We start from the raw sequence: 18847 nt of genomic DNA on the forward strand, positions 1-18847 counted from the left end.
TCCGCGTCCGTCATGTCGCTCGGATACCGACGGTCTCGCAGGCGATTGTCGGCAGCGTTTTCGATCCGGTGAGCCAGAGTCACACTCCCGAGTGCCCGCGGTGGACTGCACGGGCATCGGCGCGCAAGACTGCGACACCAGGGGCTACAGATGCTCGGTGATTCAACACCAACGGGCTGTTCAGGATGCCCTCCTCGCATGCACCGAGCACCCGACGACCACCCAACCGAAACGGCTGTTCTATCACTAAGCCCCAAGAGCAGTACGACAAAGGCTACTTACCCCTTGGAATGCTCCGGCAGGGCGAGCCAGTCCGACCAGGAGATCTCGCGGCCGATGAAGCGCGGCTGCTCGAACGGCCAGTCTGCGGCAATCCACTGGGGCACCAGCGCGCCGAAGGCCTGCTCAACCTTGCTGCCCACCAGCTCGTCCACCACCCACCAAAGGATCTCGCCGTCCGCGCTGGCCCTCTCCCGTGGGTCGATGTAGACGCAGCCGAGCAGAGCTGTCTCCGCCGCGCCAAACAGCGCGTAGTTGAAGGATTGGTGCGCGGCGATCTCCTTCTCGTGCCGCAACAGGTCGGCCTCGTCGGCCTCGTAGATCATGGTGGCCGCGGGCCAGCCCCAGGCCGGGCCGAAGATGGTCCACAGCCGCTCGCGCGAACCCATCACAGCCGGATAGTCGAGCGGGGTGTCCGCCTCCGGATCGGCCGCAGGTGATGACCACCGCCCGGCAGCGGTAGCAGGACGGGCTGGACGAAGTCATCGGGAAGCCAGCTCATGGCGCCCGACCGTAGCAGCACGCGGGCCATCCAATCCCCTGGACTTTCCCCGCATACCGCCAGGGCGTGCTCTCATGCCGGGCAGGGCCCGCGATCCCCTGATCGAAACTCCCATGCGATCGACAGACTCCATGATCGGTATAGCAACGGTTTCCAACAATGCAGTACCACCAACAGACGAAGAACCTGCTGGCCCCCTGCCCTCACCTCAGGGGGATGAATAGTTCTCGATCCATGCCAGACCGCCGAGATCGAGTGCACTGCGGGCGCGGGTGACTGCGACGTAGGCGAGGCGGGCGTCGGTGGCGTTCACAGGTTCCGGAATCGGGCGGCCTTCGTTGTCATGCTGGTCCGTTTCCTTCGGCTCCGGGAAGTCCTCTGCAATCTTCACGGCGTGCCATTCGCGCCCCTTCGCCTTGTGAGCCGTGGAGACGGTGACGTCGGCGGTCCTCTCATCTGTAAGTTCGTCAACAGCGGCGAGGATCGCGTCAGGCCCGTGGGTGTCGACGAGATCTACGAAGGGCTGGAGGTCACGGCCGGCCGGGTCGTAGGCGGCGTAGTCGTGCAGTTCGCCCCAGGAGGGGAACAACACCAGCTCTGGGTGGTTCGTACGGCGGCCGTCCTTCAGATCGCGGGCTGCGATGGCCAGCGCGGCCAGCTGTCGCCCGCCCCGGGTGAGGGCGACGCGCCGTCCGTCGGCGAGCAGGCGCATGACTTCCGCCATGGCGCCGACGTTGGTGCGGCACAACACCGCGTCCGGGCTGGTGACGTCGCCGATTTCGGCGGGGATGGTGTCCGTGCCGGTTAGCCGGATGGGAGCGTCGGCGAGGGCGAGCCACCTGTTGGCCTGGTCTGCGATCCCAGGCCCGAAGCGGAAGGAGCGTGTCAGGGTTAGGTGCGCCGCGTCGAAGCCGCTCATCACGTCGCAGGCGCCGCGCCAACCATAGATAGCTTGGGCGGAGTCGCCGACCATGACCAGCTGGGCGTGGTCACGTTGGGAGGCGAAGACCTGTTCCAGGACGGGGTTCGTATCCTGAGCCTCGTCGAGGAAGAGGAAGTCGGCTTCGATCTTCGGTGCGGTCAGGGCCCACATCTTCAGGTAGTGGTCGTGCTCGAAGCGGACCACGCCCTGTTGGTGGTTCTGCAGGTCTGCCCAGGCTTTCACGGCGAACGGCACGATCAGGTCTGCCACTTGGGCGTGCTCAGCAGGCGCATCCAGGCCGCGCAAGCGTGGTACATGGTGATGGGCCGGGGCGCGGTCGACGGAGTAGCAGAAGCGCGTCACGGTACGCACGACGGCGTGGGAAAGCGTCCGCTGCGTGATGTCGTGATCCCCGATGCGGACGGGGCGGGTGATGCCGAGGGCCTGGCCGGTTTTCCATGCGGGCTGCCGGGGGCTGTTGAGGCGGCAGGAGAAACGATGGCCGAGGGCGGCGTAAGCAGTGGCATGGGCGGTTTTACACATCATGGATCGCGGGAAGCGTACTGAGGCGTCATGTGCGATGTCCTTGTTGAAGGCTAGGTAGCGCCCTCGGCGTTTGGTGCTGGCGGCGAGCAGGCTCAGCGTGCTTGTCTTTCCAGTGCCGGCGCCGGCCTGCAGCACGAGGTGATGGCCATTTTGGAAGGCCTCGACAGCGTGAGCCTGTTCGTCGGTGGGCGTGCGCAAGGTGGCCTCCATGGAAGAAAAGGGCAAGGGGTTCGTGTGGCCTCGCCAATCGCGGTCGGCTGCGTATGAGTCAGATACGGCCGAGCTACGACGGCGGAGCAGGATTCGGGCTGTGCAGGCCAACAGTTCCTCGGAGGTGTGGAGAGACAGTAAGCCTTCGAGTTGCGCCGTCAGTTGGCGAGAGCGTTCCCGCTCGTCCCGATCGAGAGCTGCGGTCACACTCCGGCCGACAAAGCCTCCGGGCCGCTGTCCGCTGGCGGTCGCGGCCCGGCGAATCGCCGCTCGCGCGGTACGGCTGAGCGCGAAGTTGAGGAGTACCTGTCCGTGCTGGTCGGGGTAATGGGTGGTCAGGACGTCGATGGGGGAAGGCGGTGCAGTCGTCGGCGCAGTGATTGCAGTGCGCGACTGGGTGTCTTGGCCGGGTGGACAGCCATCAGCCGGGTGCGGTCCGCATTCGCTGCTAGCGGCACCGTACGACGCGCTCGGTGGAGCTTGCCGTTTGTGGCCGGCCTGGTCAGCAGAATTTCAATGGCGTGGTGCGACGTCACGGCGTGCCTGTTCCGTGCTGGTGATGGTTCCGGCGTGGACGACGGACGTGATTCGGCAGGCGGTTGTGGATGTGAGCGTGATGGCGCATGGGGTCGAAGGGTTCCCAATCAGCCAAGGCGAGGTCCGCTGCTGACGGAGTTGCGGCGTGGGCGGAACAGCGCTGCATGCGCCAGCGCAGCTGTTCGGCGTAGGGCAGGGCGGTGAGGTCATATACGGCCATGACTTCGGACGGCAAGGCAAGTTGCCCCTGTGAGGCCGTGGCGGGTACCAGCGTCCAGACGCCCACCCGAGTTTCCCCCGTGCGGAGGAGCATCTGCGTGCAGCGGTCGCGGCGCCGTGTCTGTGCCACGCACTGGATGTCATCCACGGGGTGCGCAGCAAGGTAACGGACGTACAGGAGCTGCACGACGGGCCTGGCGGGTCGACAGACGTCCGGTTGCGCCGTTGGCCGACTTGGTGAGGTGCCGGGGGTGAACGCGCCGCTGTCGATCAGACGGCGCGTGTTCAGGGCCAGCACGCGCCGCAACCCGATCAACGCGGGAGCCTCAGGCACAGCGTCACGGGCAGGGCAGACATGGGCGTGCGCCAAGCGGCACCACGCTCTGCCGTCGCCGGCCGGATGGGCGACACCGGAGCTGACGTGCCAGCGGTGGGCCGCGGGCACCTTGACCGCGGGCACCTCCTGAGGGTCCAGGCAGACGGGCCGAGCAAAGCTGCGCTCGTACCACTCGATCGGATTGCCACACTTTCGGCAGCGATCACGCTGAGCACAGCGCAGGAGCCGGCTGGGGCTGTCGTGCTCGACACGCAGTGAGCGTCGAGGGTGGGCGACAGCTGGGCTGCCGTCCCAGTGCCACGGTGTGGATGAAGAACGCATGCGCGTGAAGGTGCCAGGCAACGCGCCGCATCGATGGCGTCGAGGCCGGAAGGTGCCTCGAACAGCCCCATTTCATGAAACACATATGCGAGACGCCGATCACAGGTTCGCATCGTGTCACTGGTCCGGGTGATGGGCGTAGGCCCTGCCAGTCAGAGGCCAGCGCCGGTCGACCCTGGAGGCTCGTGCTCCTCACACAGCGTTCCGAAGAGTTCGCCCAAGGGAGTGTCCAACGCATGGGCGAGTGCGTGCCAGGTCTTGAGGGTGCCGATGGTTCGCCCCTGCTCGATCTCGATGAGGGTCCTTCTGGCCAGGCCGCTTCGAGCGGCGAGCTCGTCATAGCTCCAGCCTTGCGCCGCCCGCAGCCGCGCGAGCTCCAGACGCAGCGCCTCGAAATCCGGGTCGGGCGGGAAGATCGTCACCCGACAATCCGACGGTGCAGATCACTGCCCTGTCAGTGCAGACCTCTGCCCTATTTCCGCTGATGGTGACGCCAGAGGGGGCAGAGGTCTGCACTACCGTGTGCGGGCCACCCCACTCCTCGGCGGGTCCGGCGCAGGCATGACGGGAGGAACACGCCCCCCATGAGGCTTTGCACGGCACGGCACGACCCGGCGTCCGGCGCGCCTGGACCGTGGAACTGCGCCCGGAGCCCGGCGGACCGATCCTCGTCTGCCAGCAGTGCTCCCACAGCGGGCGACCCCTCAGCGGCACTTCCGCCCGGTCGGAGCTCCTGGCGCACCTGGCAGGACACGCTCGCCGCGATCTCCTCCCCGCGCACCTTCGCACTTGCCAGTGCCACGAACGCGGCTGCAGTTGGCACCCGCGCCACCGAGGCTGTGGTGGGCCCATCCGGCTCGTCCTGGCACGCGAGCGAGGCGGACGGCTCTGGCGCCTGGCTGACATGTGCACGGCCTGTGCCGCCGCCACGTCACAAGCGGCCGTCGTTCCGGACACATTGATCAACGCACCGGCAGCACCATCAACGCATGTGGGTGTCGGTCGAAAACGCCGTAGACCCAGAGGTCCGAACGGACAGACCCGCGTCCGGGAGATGCTCAGCTACCTCGCCTCTGCCCTCCCGGCTGAGACCGGACCCGCCGCCCGCCTGATCGCCCTGCAATGCGCTCTGCGCATGAACGACTCGGCTCAAGTCCGCTTGCCGGTCGGGGTATTGCGCAGCCTTCGCCTGGAACCTGCCACGAATTCCTGGCGGGAACTCCACCAGGCACGCTGGCTGTACGCACCCCCGCCCACGTCGCGTGCCAACGCAAGCGCTGTGGTTGTCCAACTCCCCGACGTCGGGCTCTTCGCCCAATGCCCGGCCCGCCCTGACCGGCTCGTCGCCGCCGACTGGGCGCTGCGCGCCGCCTGCCACGTGCGGACGGGCTGCACCCCTCTTCCTCGTCTGATCACCATGTGCCTCACGGCTCATACCGCCCCGGAGAGCATCCACGGAGTGATGGAGGTTGATCGGCTGGCACAGGAGTGCGGGCTGACCACAACGGAGTTCGTGCACGCACTTGACCGATTGGCGGCCGCAGGACAAATCGGCTCGTGGAGTGTCCACTCGGTGTCGGGAGATCTGCACTGGACACTGACAGAACAAGGCGAGCATGGATGCGGAGGGGCGGCTCGGCCGTGACCGATAGCCGTCAAAGGCTCCAGGAGTGGGGTCTCGCAGGAGATCAGGTGGAAAGGAAGATTCTGATTCCGGCACGAAAGGCCGGTCAGGCGGGCCTCCCTCTGGAACGACCATCGCAGTAACTGAGGTCTTTCAGCGTTGCCGCTCCAGGGTGAGGACGGCGGCGGCGATTGTCACACTGCACGTAAACGCGGACATGTCCACGCCCGCATAAGCCGAGTTCGACAAGAACGTCCTGACCGTCGTCAACCGCGAACTCGGCGCGGACTTCGATCCGGACGCCTTCGACCACGTCGCCCTGTGGGACGCCGGGAACGAGTGGATCGAGATGCGGCTGCGCTCCCTCGCGGACCAGACCGTGAAGGTCCCCTCGCTCGACCTCGCCGTGCACTTCGCGGCGGGAGAGGAGATGCGCACCGAGGTGTCGGCGAAGTTCCGCAAGGAGGGCGTGCGTGCCGAACTGGCCGCGGCGGGACTGGACCTCAGCCACTGGTGGACGGACGACGAGGGCCGGTTCGCGCTGTCGCTGAGCACCGCGCGCTGATCAGCCGAGGGGGACCGCCAGCGCCTGCGTGATCCGGCGTGAGGCGCGGCGGGCCTCCGTCTCCGGGTCGGCGCCGCTGAGCACCGCGGTCATGTACTCCTTGATCGGGTTGTCCGCCTCCACGCCCGCCCATTCGGGAGTGCTGGGCGTCGCCCGGCCCTGCGCGGCTCCGGCCGCCATGGCGGCGACCCCCTCCTCCCCCGCGACCGCCGGTGCCAGCGTCGTCTTGTTGGGGACGTAGTCCATGGTGCGGGCCAGATCGGTGTTCCACTCGGCCGAGACGAGCGCCTCGACGACGGCGACGGCTCCGTCGCGCGCGTCGGTGTTCTTCGGGACGACGAGGTCGGAGCCACCGGTGAAGACGGCACCGGGCTTGTCCGCGGTCGGCCCGGGGACCGGGAAGAAGCCGAGTCGGCCCTCCAGTTCGGGGTTCTGCCGGACGACGGCACGGGCGAGTCCGGGTACGGCCACGATCTGCGCCACGCGTCCGCCGGCGAACACACCGGCCTGCGGCGGGTGTTCTTCGTCCGCGTCGACCGGGCCGTCGCCGAGCGCCTGGAGCTGCCGGTAGAAGTCCAGGCCGCGCAGGGCTGCCGGGGTGTCCAGCGTGCCCCGCCAGGTGCCGCCGTCCTCCACGGCGAGGTCGCCGCCCTCGTCCCAGATGAAGCCGGAGAGGGTGTACCAGTCCTGTCCGGCGAGGTAGATGCCCTGGTTCCCGGCGGTGTTCAGCGACTCGGTGACCGAGAGCCACTCCTGCCGGGTTTTCGGGACCGCCTCGACACCGGCCTGCTCGAAGAGGTCCTTGCGGTAGATGACGACACGGTTGGCCGCGTACCACGGGATGCCGTACTGGGTCGTCCGCTGCCGGCCGGGTTCGGCGAGGCCGGGCAGCCAGTCGCGCACTCCCCAGTCCCGCAGCGACTCCAGGGTCAGATCGAGCAGGCCGCCGCCCTCGACGTACTGGGGGACCTGGGTGTTGCCCACCTCGATGACGTCGGGTCCGTCCTGCGCCGCGGTGGCGTCCGTCTCCAGCGCGGCCTCCACCTTCTCGCCGATCCCGGTCCACTCCTGGATGCGGATGTCGAGGTCGAGGTCGCCGTGGGCGCGTTCGAACTCCTCGGTGAACCGGTCGAGGAAGTCCTTCGACGCGCTGTCCTTCATCAGCCACACCGTGACCGTGTCGCGCTCCGGCCCGTCACCCCCGGGAACCAGTCCGCAGGCGCCGGCGAGCAGGACGCAGACACAGCCGAGAGCGGGAACGCGAAGTCTCACGAGGGGTCCTGTTCTGTCTGCTGGACAGGGGGAAAAGGCCCGACATGGGGGGAACGAGCACCACGGCTCGCACGGGTGTGCTGATTTTGGTATGGACCAATGCGGAGGTCAAGGGGATCCCATGAGGCCGCCGACGCCTCGCGGTCCGGCGCAGGTTGGGGCACCGTGGAGTGACGCGTGACACACATGTCGCCGCGAGAGGAGCACACCCGCATGTCGAACCACACCTACCGGGTCACGGACCTCGTCGGCACCTCGCCGGAGGGAGTGGACCAGGCCATCCGCAACGGCATCGACCGCGCTTCGCAGAAGCTGCGCAACCTCGACTGGTTCGAAGTGACCGAAGTGCGGGGCCATCTGGAGGACGGGCAGATCGCACACTGGCAGGTGACCATGAAGGTCGGCTTCCGCCTGGACGACGCGGGCTGACCACCGGAGCGCCGCACGGGCGCCCTCAGGTACGCCCCTCCGTCTCCTGCGCCGTCCTGAGCTCCTGCGAGGGCGCCGTCCAGCGCGCGAGCAGCACCTCGAATCCGGCTCGTCGCGCGTCGTCGCACACCAGCTCGTCGTCGTCCACGAGGACACGGACGTCCCGGGTCCGGGCGAGGCGGCGGAGGATCTCCAGCTTGGTGCGCCGGGCGGGCCTGCGGTCGTCGTTCCGGCGCATGAACACGCGTCCCTCGGGCAGTCCGTGCGCGACCAGCCAGTCCAGCGTGTCCTGCCGGCAGCGCTCGGGCCGGCCGGTGAGGTAGACGACCTCGCAGTCCCGCGCGCTGCGCACCGCCAGCGCGACGCCCTCGGCGATCGGCGGATCGTGCGGCGCCGCCGCGAAGAAGCCGTCCCAGTCCCGCGGTCTGCGCTCCAGGAACCGCTGCCGGTGTCCGGTGTCGGCGAGTGTGTTGTCCAGGTCGAACACGGCCAGCGGACGCCTGCTGCTGTCAGTCACACCGCCCACCCTAGAACCTGCCGGCCGGCGAGGGCGTCGAGCCGGATCCCGGCCCCGCGACCCACGGCCACCCACCGGCAGGAATGCGCCGGCCTCAGGGGCGTTGAACCCTGTGTGAGTTCCGTGATCGCCGCCACCCGTTTCTCCGTCCTCGACCGGTCCCGCACCCGGGAGGGCCACTCGAACGCGGAGGCACTGCGCGACACCGTGGCCCTGGCCCAGCGGCTGGAACAGCTCGGCTACCACCGCTTCTGGGTGTCGGAGCACCACGGCGTCCCCGGTGTCGCCGGTTCCGCGCCGACCGTGCTGGCCGCCGCGGTGGCCGCCGCGACCCGGACCATCCGGGTGGGCACCGGCGGGGTGATGCTGCCCAACCACCGTCCGCTGGTCGTCGCCGAGCAGTTCGGGGTGCTGGAGTCGCTGTTCCCCGGCCGGATCGACATGGGGCTGGGCCGCTCCGTGGGCTTCACCGACGGCGTGCGCAGGGCCCTGGGCCGCGGCAAGGACGACGCCGACGACTTCGCGGCCCAGCTGGAGGAGTTGGTCGGCTGGTTCCGGGGGACCTCCCCCACCGGCGTCCACGCCCGGCCCGCGGAGGGCCTCACGGTGCCCGCGTTCGTCCTCGCGATGGGCGAGGGCGCGGCGATCGCGGCCCGGGCCGGCCTGCCGATGGTGATCGGCGACCTCAGGAACCGCGAGAAGATGCGGCGCGGCATCGACCACTACCGCACCCGCTTCCGCCCCTCGGACCTGGCGGCGGAGCCGTACGTCGTCGTGTCCGGCACGGTCGCGGTGGCCGCGACGACCGAACAGGCCCACCGGCTGCTGATCCCGGAGGCCTGGTCGATGGCGTACTCCCGCACCCACGGCACCTTCCCGCCGCTGCCCCCGGCCGACCGCGTGGCCTCGCTGACGATGACCGCCAAGGAACGCGACTTCTACGAGTCCGGCCTCGGCGGCCACATCGCCGGCACCGAGGAGGAGGTCGCCGACGAGCTGGAGACGCTGCTGAAGGACACCGGCGCGCAGGAGGTCCTCGTCACGACCAGCACGTACGACCGGGAGGGGCTGCTGGACTCCTACCGGCGGCTGGCCGGGATCGTCCGCCGCGCTCGGGGGTGAGGCGGACGCCCGAGCGTCATGCTCCGGCGTGCAGGTGGGCGGCCCACAGGGAGGGAAGCGCCGGGTACCTGTCCCGGACCGCGCGGACGGCCCGGTGCAGGGCGGCGGCCGCCTCGGAGACGTCCGGGACCTTGCGGCCCGCGTGCAGGGCGAGATAGAAGCGCTCCGCCACCTCCACCGAGATCATGTCGTCGATCTCCCAGAGCGTGCCGATGACATGGGGGTAGCCGGCCAGCTGGAACGCCGAGGCGAGATGGATCGCCTCGTCGGCCAGGTCCGTGGTGTCGGCGACGGCCGTACGGCACGCCGACAGGAAGGCCAGTTGCACCTCGTCGAGCCGGACGGGGGCCAGGCCGGCCACCGTGAGTGGATCGCTGTCGTGGTCGTGCAGCAGCAGCCTGCTCCGGGAGGGGTCGACCGGGTCGCTCGCGCCGTGGCAGGCGAAATGCGCGATGGGGCAGCCGGGCAGCCGCGCGAGCACGTTGGCCTTGGTGGGCAGCGGCCCCGAGGGAGCGGCGCCCGGATCAGGCTCCTCCAGCACCACGGGGTGGAACAGATGGCGGCGCAGCATCTCCGCCTCCGCCGGCACATGCGGGAGCCGACCGGGGACCCGGGGCGTGGTCGGCATCGCCACGATCAGGGCCCTGGGCGGACCCGGGGGCGCGGGCGGGCGTCGGCGGGCGTGCCGCAGCGCCTGCACGGTGGGCGTGTAGGAGGAGATCACCCGGTCGAAGACGGCCGGCCGCCGCCCGTCGGGCGTGACGGCGCCGTGGCGTCCGGCGGCGTGCAGGGGGAGCAGGCCGAGCAGTCCGCCGGGCATCCACCAGACCCTGGGCCACGCGTCCGGGGAGGCGGGGGTGTCGGTGTGACCGAGTGCCTCGAGAACGGGTTCGAGGGCACTGTCCCACAGCCAGCCGAGGACGCCGCTGATCCTTCCCTGCGCGTCCCGGCGCTCCGCCGAGCCGACGTCGGGATCGGTCGAGTCCCGCAGTGCCCGGTAGAACACCTCCACCTGGGCGGCCAGCGCGTCGTGGCCGAGATCCGGCAGGCCGACGGCGCGGACGCCCTCGCCGGTGAGCAGCAGGGCGTCGCTGCGGTACCGGCTCACGTTGAACGCGATCACGGGGCCGTGCACCGTCTCCGCGAGCAACTCGTCGACGCCGGGTGGGAACGCGAAGGCGGCGAACCCTTCCTGGGCACGGATCTCCGCCAGCGTGGCGGCGAACTCGTCCGCCTGCCGGTGCCGTTGCTGCGGGGCGGACGGCCGGTCGTCCAGCGGCCGGTCGAGGCTGTCCCGCAACCGCTCGAAGCGGGCCGCCAGTTCGGGATGCCGCTCCCGCAGGTCGGTGTGGTCGCTGCGGGTGTCCAGCGCCTGGTTGAGGAGTACCGCCCGGCCGGCCTCCAGCAGCCGCAGCGCGTGCTCCGCCCTGGCGCTGTCGGACCCGGCGGCGGCGGTCAGCGCCAGCGCGGCGGCGTCGGCCGCGAGCCCCGCGGTGCCCTGCAACGCGTACTGCTGGTCGCCGCGCCGCAGATGACGCGGCGCGACCTCGGGCAGCAGGCGCACGGCGTCCTCCAGCACGGCGGCGGCCCGCGCAGGGTCGCTCCGGCCGATCAGGGACGCCCACACGGACGCGGCCCGGATCCTCACCGACGGCGGCGCCACCGTCGACTCGGTCACCTTCTCGTACGCCGTCAGTGCCGCGGCGCGGTCGGTGTCGCTGCCGGTGCGAACGGCCCGCTGCCGCAGCGCTCCTGCCAGGCTGTACAGGTACTTCGCCCGGTCGGGATCGTCGGCGGGGGCGCTGTCCACGGCGATGCGCAGGTTGTCGACGGCGGCGTCGAGGTCCGCGGGGTCCCCGGTGCGTTCGAAGCGGCCGTGCAGCGCCTCACTGAGGTTGCCCGCGTGCCGGGCCCGGTCCGGAGCGCCGGCGGGGGCGGCGGCCACCGAGGTCTCGAATCCCCGCACGGCCGCGGTCAGGTCGGCCGGTTCCCCCGTGCGTTCGTACCGGGTCCACAGTGCCAGGGCCAGGTTGGACAGGTACCGCCCGTGGTTCAGCTGCCCCGGCGGTGTGGCCTCCACGGCGAGTTCGCATGCCTCGATCGCCTCGTCGAGGTCGGCTTCGGTGCCCGTGCGCCGGTGGCGGATCAGCAGGGCGGCGCCGAGGCCCGACAGGCGTCCGGCCCGGTCGACCTGACCGGGCGGGGTGCGGCGCACGGCCGTCCGTTCCATCTCCACGGCCTCGTCCACGTCGGACAGGGCGCCCGTCTCCTCGCCCCGCATGCGCAGCGCGATCGCCAGAAGATGCAGTTTCCGGCCGTACGCGCGGTGGTCCGAGGGCGTCGCGTCCAGCGCGGCCCGGCCCGCCTCGATGGCCTCGTTGAGGTCGGCCGACGCCCCGGTACGCCGGAACCGCAGCCGCAGGCTCGTGCACAGTCCGGACAGACAGTCCGCCCGCACGGTCGCGTCGACGGCCAGCGGCACCGCGGCCCGCTGGTGCTCGACGGCGGCGTCCAGGTCGGCGAGACGGCCGGTGATCTCGAACCGGTCCGTGAGCGAGGTCGCCAACTCGTCCAGGCAGGACGCCAGCTCGGGCCCGTCGGGGCAGCTGTCCACGGCTGACCGGGCCAGCTCGATGGCCTCGTGCACGTCGGCGGGGTTCCCGTACTTCTCGAACCGCAGACGGAACAACGTGGCCAGCGCCTCCAGACGGTGGTGCCGGTCGGCGGCGCCGTCCGGGTCCCGGCCGAGCGCCTCGCGGCCCGCGCTGATGGCCTCGTCCAGGTCGGCCGACGAACCCGTGCCCGTGAACCGGTTGCTGAGCGCCGCCGCGAGCCCGTCGAGGTGGCGCGCCCGCCGGGACGGGTCCTCGGTGGCCTCCACCGCGGCCCGAATCGCGTCCACGGCCGGGGTGAGGTCCTCGACCCGGCCGACGCGCTGGTACCGCGCTCCGAGGAAGCTGCCCAGCATGGTCAGCACGTCGGAGTGTTCGGGCTCGTCGAACGGCGCGGTGTCCACCAGTCCCCGCAAGGTGTCGATCGCGGCGTCCAGGAACTCCGGCGAACCTCCGTGCTGGAACCGGGCCCACTGTGCCGTGGAGAGCATGACCATCGCCCTCGCCCTGGTCGCGTCGTCGGACGGCAGGGCATCGGCGATACGCCGCCAGACGGTCGGCAGCGCCTCGATCACCGGCAGGTCCGCCGCGCTCGCGGCCCGCTCCTGCACCATGGCCACCACGAGCCCGGACGTCTGAGCCGCCGCCGTCCGCAAGGGATCGGGCATCGAAAGCTCGCTGGTGAGGAAGCACAGCCGGAACAGGCTCATCGCCGCTTCCTGTTCGGGCCACCTGCGGTCCTCGGCGACCAGCTCGGAACGGTGGAAGTGGAGCCAGGCCAGGGCGTATCGCACGTGTACGGCGTGTTCGTCCCCGAGCAGTTCGACGACCCGGGCCACCACGCCGTCCCAGCCGTCCTCGGGAGACAGCGTGAGGTCGGCGGGCCCCAGATCGCCGGCGGCCTCGATCGTGGTGATCGCGGTGTCCAGGTCGTGCGGCGAGCGGCTGCGCTCGTACTTGTTGCGGAGCACGGCGGCCAGGTTGCGCACGAAAAGGGTCCGGTTGGGGCTGTCGCGGGGCGTGTCCCGCAGTACCGCGGTGATCGAGGCGACGGCGGCCTCCAGGTCCTCGGTCGCTCCGCTGTGCTCGAACTGCTTCTGGTGCGCGCTGGTCAGGTTGGACTGGTACAGGGGCCGGTTGGGGTCGTCGGCGGGGGCCAGGGACACCGCCGCCCGGATCGCCCGGACCGCGTCGTCGATGTCGGCTCCGTCACCCTTGTTCTGGAAGCGGAGCTCCAGGAACGCCGCCAGGTTGGACAGATGAGCGGCCCGTGTCGCGTCGTCCGGGACGGCGATGTCGACGGCGGCCCTCGCGAGGGCGACCGCCTGGTCCAGGTCGTCGTCGCTGCCCGTGGCCCCTGCGCGGTCGCGCAGCAGCACGCTCAGCAGCGACATGCGCTCGGCCCGGTCGGGCGTCCCGGCGGGGGTCGCCGCCACAGCGGCACGGCCCGTCTCGATCGCCGCGTCCAGGTCGGCCGGCTCCCCGGTGCGTTCCGCTCGCCGGTGCAGCACATGGGACAGGTTGTGCAGGGTCAGCGCGCGGGTGAGGTCACCCCCGCCGGCCGCGGCGGATCTCTCCAGCACGAAGATCGCCGCGTCCAGGTCCTCCACCGCCCCGGTTCGCTCGTAGCGGTCCCGGAACATTCGTCCGAGGTTGGCCAGCGTGCCCGCGTGGTTCGGGTTGTCCTCCGGGGTGGCGGCCACAGCCGCCGCGCCGGCCTCGATCGCGGCGTCCAGGCTGTCCGGGGCTCCCGGGTAACCGGCTCTGATGTGCAGGGTGGCGGCCAGGTTGTTCTGGAGCATGCCCCGTACGGGACGTGTGCCGGCCGCTTCCACGGCCGCGCGCAACACCGCGACCGCCTCGTCGAGGTCCGCCACGTCCTTGGTGGACGAGTGGCGCAGGCGCAAGGCGGAGCCGAGGCTGGACAGTCGGCCGCAGCGGTTCGGGAAGTCGGGGTGGGTCGCCTCGACCGCGGTCCGCAGGACTTCCACGGCCCGTTCGATGTCCGCCGGTTCGCCGTACCGGTCGAACCGGGCCGCGAGCATGATCCCCAGATTGGCGAGGCCCGACGCGTCGGACGGGTCGATGGCCAGGGCGCGCAGGGTGGCGCTGATGGCCGCGCTGAGGTCGGCGTCGGATCCGTCGAGGTCGTAGCGGATCCGCAACGCGTTGCCCAGGTTGACCAGGCTCGTCTCCAGCTCCTGCGTACCGGCCTCGGCGCCGGCGACGGCGGCCTCGATCATGCCGATCGCCCGGTTCAGGTCCGACACGACGCCGGAGTGCTCGTACCGGTTCAGAAGCATCACGCCGAAGTTGCACAACGTGCCGGACCGGGCGACCTCGTCGGGCGGCATGGCCGCCACGGCCGCCTCGGTGGCCACGACGGCCGAGTCCAGGTCGGCGAGCACCCCGGTGCCCATGAACCGCAGTCGGTGCGCGGCACCGAGATTGGCCAGGCTCGACCATCTGCCCGGTCGGTCGGCCGGCAGGGCGTGCACGATGCGCTGCCACAGGGCCACCACCGCGGTCCCCTGCTCCTTGTCGTAGGCGACCGTCTGGGCGGTCAGCCGCCGGACCGCGAACCGCTCGGCGCGTTCGGCCACGATCGGCAGCAGAGGAGGGGGCACGTCGTCGGCACCGGCACCGGTGACGAAGGCCTCCGTGAACAGCGTGACGGCGGCCTCGAAGTCCTGCCGGTCCTCGCCCCGGGGGAGGGCCTGGTAGCGGTACCAGTGCAGCCAGCCGAGCAGGAAGCGTGCCCCGGGGTCCGGCGCGTCCCCGATCGCCTCGGCCAGCCGCCGCCGCTCGACCTCCGCCGCGGGCTCCAGCACCGGGGACAACTCCCTTGTGGCCGCGACCCGTTCCAGCCGGGCCCGCACCGCGGCCAACCGCTCGTTCCGTTCCACCATGGCCCCCGTAGACCTCAAGTGACGTCAATTCTGCAGAACATGTCCCCGCAGATGGCGGGTGAGCGCGGCGCCGGCCTCGGAACCGTGGACCGTGTCGTCCGCGACGCCGAGTTCGCGGGCGAGCCCGGCGGCGTGCAGCCGGGCCGTCGCCTCCACGGTCTGGGCGTATCCCTCCAGCGCGGCGCGCAACCGCGCCCGGGAGGTCAGCCCGACACCCGCGGCGATGACCGCGGCGGGCCACCACCAGCACAGCAGCGGCAGGTACAGCAAGGCCCAGCCGCCCAGTGCCGCGGCGCTGGTGACGGCCTGCCGGCCGGCGGTGATCTCGGCCCGGGTCTCCGGCGCCACGTGCATCCACAGCACCGGCCAGACCACGGGGAGGTCGAGGTCCAGGTCGCGATCGAGGCGGACGGCGACGGCGTGCAGGCGGTCCCCGCTCCAGGTCGGCCGGTCGGGCCGTTCCGGCGCGATACGCGCCATGGCGCGGTACGCGCCGTGCCGCTCTCCGGGATCGACCCGCCGGCGCGTCGCCAGCGCGCGGGCCGCGGCCTCCCGTGCGCTCCGGTAGCGGTCGCGCGCGGCCTCCCAGCGCCGCTGCCGCCGCTCGACCCAGGCCCGCACCGGACGCCGCAGCGGGCCGGGCAGCGACTGCCACCCGGCGGCCAGCACGACGCGTTCGAGCGCCGAACCGAGTGCCTGGGCGACCACCCCCGCCGCCGCGGCGCCCAGCAGGATCGCGGCGATCAGCACGACCTGCCCGCCGACCGTGGAGACGACGGGAGCCTTCGCCCAGGCGGTGACGCGGTCCGTCAGCCGGTCCACGTCGAAGGGGTGCCCGTGGCCCAGGACCCGCCCCGCCGCGGCCACCGCCAGGAACAGGGCGCCGGGCAGAACCAGCAGGGAGAGCCACTTCTCGGCGAGCCGTTTGCCGAGCTCGCCGAGGAAGCCGCCGGTCACGGCAGCCGTTCCCGCCTCAGCGGCCGGCCGCTGACCTCGCACACCGGAACGGGTCCGGGCTCATCGGCCCACCGGTACCGCGAGCAGCTCCCCGTGGGACAGACGTGGACGGCGTCCGTCGGCACCCGCGCGATCCCCGCGACCGACACGCCGGGGACGTCGCGCAGGGTCGCCTGCCCGTGGACGCCGAGGGCGTCACCGGTCGCCAGGATCGCCTCGTGCAGCGCCGCGAGCGCCTCCTCGACGCCCTGCCCGGCCCGCGCGGCGCCCAGCACACCGTCCACGAGAGCCGAATTCCCCAGGTCGGCCCGGATCCGGTCCGCCCGCGCACAGACGACCGCCAACCCGTCACCGGCCCGATCGCCCGCCGAGACAGACCCCACCCGCGCCCCTCCTCCCCTGCCGGGACCCGTCCCCGCCCGGCAGGGGCCATCTTCGCGCACGGCACGACGGCGCGCAGGGGATCGGGACGATTCGGCCCTTCACACCCCGGCCGGCTGCTCCGCGGTCACCTCCAGCGCGCCGTCCACCGCGTCCACCCGTGCCCGGTCGCCCGGCTTGAGGTCGCCGGACAGGAGCATGTCGGCCAGCCGGTCGTCGACCTCCCGCTGGATGGTGCGGCGCAGCGGGCGGGCGCCGAACTCCGGCTGGTGGCCGAGGTGGGCCAGCAGGTCGGCGGCCGCGTCGGTGACCTCCAGGGCGACGTCCTGGGCGTGCAGTCGGCGACGGGTGTGCTCCAGCAGCAGTTCGACGATCTGCCGCAGCTCGGCGCGGTCCAGGCCGCGGAACACGATGATCTCGTCGATGCGGTTGAGGAACTCGGGCCGGAAGTGCTGCTGGAGTGCGGGCATGACGGCGTCACGGACCTTGCCGTAGTCGTCGGTGCCGGCGGCCAGGATGCGGTCGGCGCCGATGTTCGACGTCATGATGACGACGGTGTTCTTGAAGTCGACGGTGCGGCCCTGCGAGTCCGTGAGCCGGCCGTCGTCCAGCAGCTGGAGCAGTGTGTTGAAGACGTCGGGGTGGGCCTTCTCCACCTCGTCGAGCAGCAGCACCGCGTACGGCTGGCGGCGCACCGCCTCGGTGAGCTGTCCGGCCTCCTCGTGGCCGACGTATCCGGGCGGCGCGCCGATCAGGCGGGAGACGGTGTGCCGCTCCTGGAACTCGCTCATGTCCAGGCGGATCATGCGGTGCTCGTCGCCGAACAGCGACTCCGCCAGCGCCCGCGCCAGTTCGGTCTTGCCGACGCCGGTGGGGCCGAGGAACAGGAAGCTGCCGACCGGACGGTTCGGATCGCTCATCCCGGCGCGGGCCCGGCGTACGGCGCGGGAGACCGCGGTGATCGCCTCGTCCTGGCCGATGACCCGCTGGTGGAGGTGGTCCTCCAGCTTCATCAGCCGCTCGCGCTCCTCCTCGGTGAGCTGGGCGACGGGAATGCCGGTGGAGCGGGAGACGACCTCGGCGATGTCCTCGGCGGTGACGCTCGGCGTGTGGATCTCCGCCTTCGCGGCCTCGGCGAGCCGCGTCTCGGCCTCCTTGACGCGGTCCCGCAGCTCCTGGGCGCGCTCGTACTCCTCGTCGGCGACCGCCTGGTCCTTCTCCCGGTTCAGCGCGGCGATGCGGTCCTCGGTCTCGCGGGTGTCGGCGAGCGGGGTCTTGGCGCGCAGACGGACGCGGGCGGCGGCCTGGTCCATCAGGTCGATCGCCTTGTCGGGCAGGAAGCGGGAGGTGATGTACCGGTCGGACAGCTCGGCCGCGGCGACGACCGCCTCGTCCGTGATCCGGACCTGGTGGTGCGCCTCGTAGCGGTCGCGCAGCCCGCGCAGGATCTCCACGGTGTCGTCCACGCTGGGCTCGCCGACCAGGATGGGGGCGAAGCGTCGCTCCAGCGCGGCGTCCTTCTCTATGTGCTTGCGGTACTCGTCGACGGTGGTCGCGCCGATGAGGTGCAGTTCACCGCGGGCGAGGGCCGGCTTGAGCATGTTGCCCGCGTCCAGGGAGCCCTCGCCGCCGCCCCCGGCGCCCACGACGGTGTGCATCTCGTCGAGGAACAGCACCACTTCGTCGCCGTGCTCGCCGATCTCGTCGAGCAGTTTCTTCAGCCGCTCCTCGAATTCGCCGCGGTACTTGGTGCCGGCCACCATGCCGGCCAGATCCAGGGCGATCAGCCGCTTCCCGGTCAGGGTCTGGGGCACATCGTCGGTGGCGATGCGCTGGGCGATGCCCTCGACGATGGCGGTCTTGCCCACCCCGGGGTCGCCGATCAGGACGGGGTTGTTCTTGCTGCGCCGCGAGAGGATCTCGATGGTCTGCTCGACCTCCTCGTCGCGCCCGATCACGGGGTCGAGCCGGCCGGCGCGGGCGTCCTCGGTGAGGTCACGTCCGTACTCGTCGATGGTCGGCGTGTTGCTCGGCCGCTTGCGTTCGGCCGCGGTCTCGGCGGGCAGCCTGGTGGTCTCCCAGCCGCTGTCGGCGAGCGCCTGCCCGGCCGCCGACTCGGGGTTGGCGGCCAGGGCCCGCAGCAGGTGTTCGGGGCCTATGTACGAGGCGCCCTCGGCGCGGGAGATCTGGTAGGCGTCGAGCAGGGCCCGCTTGGCGGCCGGGGTGAGCGCGGCGGGTTCGGACTTCGCGCCCGTGCCGGCGCCCGTCCCGAGCCGCTCCCGGATCCGGTCGGGGTCGGCGCCGGCCTCGCTGAGCAGCCGTCGGGTGGAGTCGTGCTCGGTGGCCGCCGCGAGCAGGTCCCTGGCGTCGAGGTCCTCGCTGCCCTCGTCGGCCGCGATCTCCCTGGCCTCGGCCACCAGCTCACGGGCGCGCTCCGACAGCAGACTGCCGATGTCGACCCGCTGCATACGCCGGGTGGGCGGGGCTGTGCCGGGGCCGCCGAAGTACCGGGACATCAAGTCGTCGAACTCTTCGAACGGGCTGCGTCCGAAACCGAAACCGGGAGTAGTCATGACCACGGGCCTT

The 18847-nt window shown here is 71.3% G+C and carries 11 protein-coding genes and 3 pseudogenes; 3 read left to right on the forward strand and 11 right to left on the reverse strand.

The genetic code is table 11. From position 1 onward, the window contains the following. Positions 1–278: 278 nt before the first annotated feature. The 5 genes and pseudogenes from DN051_RS06755 to DN051_RS06775 all read right to left on the reverse strand — a co-directional run bounded on the left by DN051_RS06755 (position 279) and on the right by DN051_RS06775 (position 4295). Positions 279–781: pseudogene (locus DN051_RS06755) on the reverse strand (N-acetyltransferase). A gap of 208 nt (positions 782–989) precedes the next feature. Beyond that, complete coding sequence (locus DN051_RS06760) at positions 990–2459, reverse strand: UvrD-helicase domain-containing protein (RefSeq protein ID WP_425471737.1); 1470 nt, start codon at positions 2457–2459, stop codon at positions 990–992. A gap of 532 nt (positions 2460–2991) precedes the next feature. Then, positions 2992–3513, reverse strand: a complete 522-nt coding sequence (locus tag DN051_RS47525) for a hypothetical protein (RefSeq protein ID WP_342781591.1) — start codon at positions 3511–3513, stop codon at positions 2992–2994. Positions 3514–3540: 27 nt separating this feature from the next. Beyond that, positions 3541–3873, reverse strand: a pseudogene (locus DN051_RS47530) (DUF6083 domain-containing protein); the annotation flags it as partial. A gap of 152 nt (positions 3874–4025) precedes the next feature. After that, on the reverse strand, positions 4026–4295 hold the full coding sequence (locus DN051_RS06775; RefSeq protein ID WP_112438237.1) for a helix-turn-helix transcriptional regulator: 270 nt from the start codon (positions 4293–4295) through the stop codon (positions 4026–4028). A gap of 1437 nt (positions 4296–5732) precedes the next feature. Between DN051_RS06775 and DN051_RS06785 the strand changes: the two are divergent. Then, a pseudogene (locus DN051_RS06785) lies at positions 5733–6062 on the forward strand (L-histidine N(alpha)-methyltransferase); the annotation flags it as partial. On the opposite strand, the gene DN051_RS06790 reads toward DN051_RS06785, so the two are convergent. Next, complete coding sequence (locus tag DN051_RS06790; protein WP_112438239.1) at positions 6063–7334, reverse strand: extracellular solute-binding protein; 1272 nt, start codon at positions 7332–7334, stop codon at positions 6063–6065. Between the two features lie 213 nt (positions 7335–7547). Here DN051_RS06790 and DN051_RS06795 point away from each other — a divergent pair, with 213 nt between their 5' ends. After that, on the forward strand, positions 7548–7763 hold the full coding sequence (locus DN051_RS06795; RefSeq protein ID WP_053760569.1) for a dodecin: 216 nt from the start codon (positions 7548–7550) through the stop codon (positions 7761–7763). 25 nt (positions 7764–7788) lie between these two features. Here the strand turns inward: DN051_RS06795 and DN051_RS06800 are convergent, their stop codons facing one another. Next, positions 7789–8280, reverse strand: coding sequence for a phosphatase domain-containing protein (locus DN051_RS06800; protein ID WP_112442109.1), 492 nt, complete (start codon positions 8278–8280; stop codon positions 7789–7791). A 114-nt stretch (positions 8281–8394) separates the two neighbouring features. Here DN051_RS06800 and DN051_RS06805 point away from each other — a divergent pair, with 114 nt between their 5' ends. Beyond that, positions 8395–9402, forward strand: coding sequence for an LLM class flavin-dependent oxidoreductase (locus DN051_RS06805; protein ID WP_112438240.1), 1008 nt, complete (start codon positions 8395–8397; stop codon positions 9400–9402). A 16-nt stretch (positions 9403–9418) separates the two neighbouring features. Here DN051_RS06805 and DN051_RS06810 read toward each other — a convergent pair whose 3' ends face one another. From DN051_RS06810 to DN051_RS06825, 4 genes are all read right to left on the reverse strand, one after another. Then, positions 9419–14923, reverse strand: coding sequence for a CHAT domain-containing protein (locus tag DN051_RS06810; protein WP_112438241.1), 5505 nt, complete (start codon positions 14921–14923; stop codon positions 9419–9421). Between the two features lie 24 nt (positions 14924–14947). Next, the gene (locus tag DN051_RS06815; RefSeq protein ID WP_112438242.1) at positions 14948–15880 is read right to left on the reverse strand and encodes a hypothetical protein; all 933 of its coding nucleotides are present in this window, start codon (positions 15878–15880) and stop codon (positions 14948–14950) included. Beyond that, positions 15877–16263, reverse strand: a complete 387-nt coding sequence (locus DN051_RS06820; protein WP_053760564.1) for a hypothetical protein — start codon at positions 16261–16263, stop codon at positions 15877–15879. Before DN051_RS06820 ends, DN051_RS06815 begins: the two co-directional genes overlap by 4 nt. Positions 16264–16362: 99 nt before the next feature. After that, positions 16363–18834 (reverse strand): ATP-dependent Clp protease ATP-binding subunit, encoded by a 2472-nt coding sequence (locus tag DN051_RS06825; protein WP_112442111.1) that lies wholly within the window; start codon positions 18832–18834, stop codon positions 16363–16365. Positions 18835–18847 lie beyond the last annotated feature (13 nt).

Origin of the sequence: Streptomyces cadmiisoli (assembly GCF_003261055.1) — a bacterium.
GTDB lineage: Bacteria > Actinomycetota > Actinomycetes > Streptomycetales > Streptomycetaceae > Streptomyces > Streptomyces cadmiisoli.